This is a genomic window from uncultured Roseibium sp. (assembly GCF_947499295.1).
In the GTDB taxonomy this organism is placed as follows: Bacteria; Pseudomonadota; Alphaproteobacteria; order Rhizobiales; family Stappiaceae; genus Roseibium.
This window is the reverse complement of the sequence record NZ_CANMNP010000058.1, coordinates 1-5,357: the sequence shown is the minus strand read 5'-3', so window position 1 is coordinate 5,357 and position 5,357 is coordinate 1. Positions and strand designations below refer to the sequence as shown.

4 protein-coding genes, 2 pseudogenes and 1 riboswitch are annotated in these 5,357 nt (G+C 57.0%); all 6 genes and pseudogenes read left to right on the top strand.

Annotated features, from left to right (window positions below; translation table 11 throughout):
* Positions 1–324 precede the first annotated feature (324 nt).
* Positions 325–489 (top strand): annotated as a pseudogene (locus tag Q0835_RS29245) (IS110 family transposase); the annotation flags it as partial.
* A 553-nt stretch (positions 490–1,042) separates the two neighbouring features.
* A riboswitch (TPP riboswitch) is annotated at positions 1,043–1,166 on the top strand.
* A gap of 142 nt (positions 1,167–1,308) precedes the next feature.
* The gene (gene thiC, locus Q0835_RS29240; protein ID WP_298966892.1) at positions 1,309–3,105 is read left to right on the top strand and encodes a phosphomethylpyrimidine synthase ThiC; all 1,797 of its coding nucleotides are present in this window, start codon (positions 1,309–1,311) and stop codon (positions 3,103–3,105) included.
* A gap of 9 nt (positions 3,106–3,114) precedes the next feature.
* Complete coding sequence (gene thiO / locus Q0835_RS29235; protein ID WP_298966889.1) at positions 3,115–4,095, top strand: glycine oxidase ThiO; 981 nt, start codon at positions 3,115–3,117, stop codon at positions 4,093–4,095.
* Positions 4,092–4,289: a sulfur carrier protein ThiS gene (gene thiS, locus Q0835_RS29230; protein WP_298966886.1), complete on the top strand. Its 198-nt coding sequence runs from the start codon at positions 4,092–4,094 to the stop codon at positions 4,287–4,289. Before thiO ends, thiS begins: the two co-directional genes overlap by 4 nt.
* A 2-nt stretch (positions 4,290–4,291) precedes the next feature.
* Positions 4,292–5,065, top strand: a complete 774-nt coding sequence (locus tag Q0835_RS29225; protein WP_298966883.1) for a thiazole synthase — start codon at positions 4,292–4,294, stop codon at positions 5,063–5,065.
* Positions 5,062–5,280 (top strand): annotated as a pseudogene (locus Q0835_RS29220) (thiamine phosphate synthase); the annotation flags it as partial. The gene Q0835_RS29225 and the pseudogene Q0835_RS29220, both read left to right, overlap by 4 nt.
* Positions 5,281–5,357 lie beyond the last annotated feature (77 nt).

The following is a 5,357-nucleotide window of genomic DNA, read 5'->3' as shown; positions in this document are numbered from 1 at the left end:
CAACGCCAAGGGATGCGGCTTACCCATCACTCTTCTCCTTCAAACGCCGAAAGAGAATCAGAAAGCAACTGATTTGGGAACCTTGAATCGCATCAAAAGCGACACGCTTTAGAAGACAACATCCCGCCGTCAAAACGAGCGACGACCGACTTGCCGCCAACAGATGACAAACCGCTCAGTGGCGGCGTAGGATCACTCATGGCGGGTGTGGTCTCCAGGAAATGGAGAGGATCGGATTAAGCGACCAAATCCTACGTTATTTCAGAAGCTTGTACCAAATCCACCAACCACTATGAATTCTTAGGGCTAAAACTATCCGCTCACTTGCCTCAGCATATCAAAGACATCGGTTGGAAAGCACAGACACGACTGTGCAAACGATATAGTAGCCTCAGTCGAACGGGCAAACCGCAACCTCGGGTCCTGGCAGCAATTGCTCGCGAGTTGGCCGGGTTCGTTTGGGATATCGCCAGGCAGGCGCCGTTATAACCCTAACCGAGGCCCATGCAAACTGCCTGTGTAGTAAACTGGAGATGGGAGCCATAGATGGGGAAATCCTCGGATCACCTGGTAGAAAGTAGTTTTCCAAGAGGAGCCGGTCTTCGGAGTCTGATGCCAGCACTCGATCTTTCCTTGGATCTGCGGTTGATAGCGGGCACTGTGTGTGTGCGTCATGCCCTTTCCGGGTAAAGTATTCGGCCAGATTATCCGGAGATGAGCGACAGCCCGGCTGAGATAGACGGTGTTTCAGCCACGGCCGTGGCGGGCAGTATGGACGGATTTGATCCAGATGAATGCGTCTGTGATTGCAACACTGGCTCGCCAGTGTAAAATTCTGGCATTCAGGTCGTTCGGCTGCAGATACCACGTCAAACCGCAAACTTTGTGATCGCTCAAACGCACCTACCCCGAAAAACTTAGGTCTTCCGGCCTTGCACTACCCAAGTGATCAGAAGGTGTGAAGAAATGTGGCGGCTGATCAGAACCGCAAAAGATTCGAAGAACTATATTGACGTTGTTCCTTCAGACTGACTAACATCCTCGCATTCACCAGGGGGGTCCCGCAAGGGGCTGAGATACTGCTGAGCCGTTCACGAAGGCAGCGCAGTGACCCGATGAACCTGATCCAGTTCATACTGGCGTAGGGACGGTGCAAGCGCTGCCAAAGCAGTACCGGCCATAATAAAGCGGTTTTCGGCCCGGAATTGCAGAGTACAAATATGTCCCGCACATGGGATATCTACGGGCGTTCTTCCATCATTCCGGCTTCGAACTGGGTCTCCAACTTAAAAAATTTGGAGCCTCTAAATGAACATTGCCGCTCAAAACGCCACACAAGGTTCGTTACCTGCGTCGCAAAAAGTCTTCAAAGCGGGCAAAATTTACCCTGATATACGTGTGCCGATGCGTGAAGTGACGAGCTCTACCGCCGCGGGTGAACCATCCGTCACAGTCTACGATTCCTCCGGGCCGTACACCGATCCAACGCAATCGATTGACCTCGAAAAGGGGTTGCCGCGCTTCCGTACGCTCTGGGTCGCCGGCCGCGGCGATACTGAAGAGTACGAAGGCCGCAAGATCAGGCCAGATGACAATGGCTTTGCCAGCGGCGAGCGACTGGTGCCCAATTTACCTCATTTTCATAAACCGCGACGCGCGAGCGGAAACAAGGCTATTACACAGATAGCCTATGCACGTGCAGGCATAATCACCCCGGAAATGGAGTTCGTTGCCATTCGCGAAAACCTTGGCCGCAAGGCACTGAAGGGTAAACTTACCCGCGATGGTGAGAGCTTCGGCGCTACGATCCCTGACTTTGTCACTCCGAATTTCGTTCGCGATGAAATTGCCCGCGGTCGGGCAATCATCCCGTCCAATATCAATCATCCGGAAGTTGAGCCGATGATCATCGGCCGCAATTTCCTGGTGAAGATCAACGCTAATATCGGCAATTCCGCCGTCACCTCCTCCATGGCCGAGGAGGTCGAGAAAATGGTCTGGGCGACGCGCTGGGGCGCCGACACCGTGATGGACCTTTCGACAGGCCGCAACATCCACAATATCCGCGAATGGATCGTCCGCAATTCGCCCGTCCCGATCGGCACGGTGCCGCTCTATCAGGCGCTGGAGAAGGTGAAGGGCATTGCCGAGGATCTGACCTGGGAAGTCTTTCGCGACACCTTGATCGAACAGGCCGAACAGGGCGTCGACTATTTCACCATCCATGCGGGAGTGCGCCTTCGTTACATCCCGCTCACCGTCAATCGGGTCACCGGCATTGTCTCGCGCGGCGGCTCTATCATGGCCAAGTGGTGCCTGCACCATCACAAGGAGTCATTCCTCTACGAGCATTTCGAGGAAATCTGCGACATCGCCCGGGCCTATGACGTCTCCTTTTCGCTCGGAGACGGGTTGCGCCCGGGCTCGATTGCCGATGCCAACGACGCGGCTCAATTAGCCGAACTGGAAACGCTTGGTGAGTTGGCGAAGATCGCCTGGGCGAAGGATTGCCAGGTCATGATTGAAGGCCCAGGCCATGTGCCGATGCACAAGATAAAGGAGAATATGGACAAGCAGCTCGCAGTCTGTGGCGAGGCTCCCTGTTATACGCTCGGGCCGCTGACGACCGATATTGCGCCGGGCTATGACCATATCACGTCCGCCATCGGGGCTGCCATGATCGGCTGGTTTGGCACCGCCATGCTCTGCTATGTGACCCCGAAGGAGCATCTGGGCCTGCCCGACCGCAACGACGTGAAGACCGGCGTCATCACCTACAAGATCGCTGCCCACGCTGCCGATCTCGCCAAGGGCCATCCCGCAGCCAGAATCCGCGACGACGCTCTGTCGCGAGCGAGGTTCGAATTCCGCTGGGAAGACCAGTTCAACCTGTCGCTGGACCCTGAAACAGCGCGGTCTTTGCATGACGAAACCTTGCCGAAAGAAGCCCACAAGACCGCCCATTTTTGTTCCATGTGCGGGCCGAAATTCTGTTCCATGCGGATTTCTCAAGACATCCGCGCCGAGGCCCAGAAGAAAGGAATGGAAGCAATGGCGGCAAAATATCGCGGGGGCGGAGACCTCTATATGCCGGTCGAGGAATGAGGTGCGGCCATGCGTATTTTGATCAGGGGCGCGGGCGTCGCCGGGCTGACCGCGGCCTATGCGCTGACCAGGCGTGGCTTTCCTGTCGAGGTGGTGGAAAAATCCGCCGCCGTCGGCCTTGGTGCGTCGCATTATGCCGGTGGCATGCTGGCGCCGTGGTGCGAGGGCGAGACCGCAGACGAACAGGTGGTCAAAGCGGGAAAAAGATCGATCGGCTGGTGGGATGAAGCGCTTCCCAGCCTTGTGATCCGCAAGGGAACGCTGGTCGTGGCGCAGGGCCGCGACGCGAACGAACTGAACCGCTTTGCCAGCCGCACCAGCCATTTCGAAGGGTTGGACGAGGCAGGCATTGCGGCGCTCGAACCTGCTCTGGAAGGCCGTTTCCGCCGGGGGCTCTTTTTTGCCGAAGAGGCTCATGTCGACCCGCGGGCCGCAATTTCCGGCCTCTACAAGCGGCTGCGGGCCATGGGCGTGCGGTTTCATTTTGGCGAGGCCGATCCCGCCGAGGCGGGATTTGACCGGATCGTAGATTGCACCGGTAAGGCAGCCATTTCCGATGGCTCCGGGCTTCGCGGTGCGCGCGGCGAGATGCTTTATCTCAGAACCACCGAGATCTCCCTGTCCCGTCCGGTTCGCCTGTTGCATCCGCGCCTCCCGCTTTACGTCGTACCTCAATCCGGCAATCGCTTCATGGTTGGCGCGACCATGATCGAGAGCGAGAATGACGGCGCGATCTCGGCCCGCTCACTGATGGAATTGCTCAACGCCGCCTATGCGTTGCACCCGGCCTTCGGCGAGGCGGAGGTTATCGAAACCGGTGCGGGCATCCGCCCAACCTATGCCAACAATATTCCCCGCATCACGGAGGTCGGACAATATCTCACCGTCAACGGCATGTACCGCCACGGTTTCCTGATGGCGCCGCATTTGGCGGAAGACCTGGTGAGCCACCTGTTAAACACCTGTTTTCTAAAGGGAACAGCCCCATGAAGCTGATCGTCAATGGAGAAGCCCAGGAAGCCGAGTGCAAGACATTGGCCGGTCTTCTTAAAGCGCTGAACTATGACGGTGATTGGCTGGCCACAGCCGTCAATGGCGAACTGGTTCAACACGAAGAGCGGGCGATCCAGACACTGGTCGAGGGCGACCAAGTAGAAATCCTCTCGCCCATGCAAGGAGGCTGAGCGTGTTGAAGCTCTATAACACCGAGGTTCAATCCCGTCTGCTGCTCGGGACAGCCCGCTACCCCTCGCCTGCCATCATGGAAGAGGCAATCCGCCAGTCGGGCACTGAAATCGTCACCGTGTCGCTTCGCCGTGAAACGGCGAGAGGCGGGGGTGGCGGAATGTTTTTCGAGATCATCCGAAATCTAAGTGTTCATGTTCTCCCAAACACCGCAGGCTGTCACTCCGTGAAAGAGGCGGTGTTGACAGCGCAAATGGCACGCGACCTCTTCAATACAAATTGGATCAAGCTGGAAGTGATCGGAAATCACGACACACTGGCGCCTGATGTTTTTCAGCTTGTCGAAGCGGCGCGAATTTTAAGCTCAGAGGGCTTCGAGGTCTTTCCCTATACCACCGAGGATCTGATTGCCGCCGAGCGGCTGCTTGACGTGGGCTGCAAGGTACTGATGCCCTGGGCCGCTCCCATCGGCTCGGCACGCGGACCGGTTAACCCTGCGGCGCTCAAATCCGTGCGCGCCTATTTCCCAGGCACACCCTTGATTGTCGATGCGGGGCTCGGTCGACCGTCCCACGCAACGCAAGTCATGGAATTCGGCTTCGACGCAGTGCTGCTGAACACGGCGGTCGCGAGTGCCGCCGATCCCGTTCTTATGGCCAATGCTTTTGCTTCAGCCATCGAGGCCGGACGCAACGCTTACCCCGCTGGTATGCTGGAGCCGCGCGACATAGCTGTTCCTTCGACGCCGGTTATTGGTCAGGCGGTGTTTTCATGAAACTCAATCCATTTTACCTCGTCGTAGACACCGCCGACTGGATCGAGCGGCTGCTGCCGCTGGGTGTGAAACTCGTGCAATTGCGCATTAAGAATCAGCAGGACCATGTGTTGCGAGCTCATATCCGCCGTGCAAAACAGGTTTGTGCCAAATACGACTGCCAATTGATCATCAACGATTATTGGCAAATTGCGATCAAAGAAGGTTGCGATTTCAGCCGACGCGGCTGATGGTGGGGCTGCATTACCTCAAGCACGTCTACGACCTGTCGGACGAGGAGGTGGTGGACCGC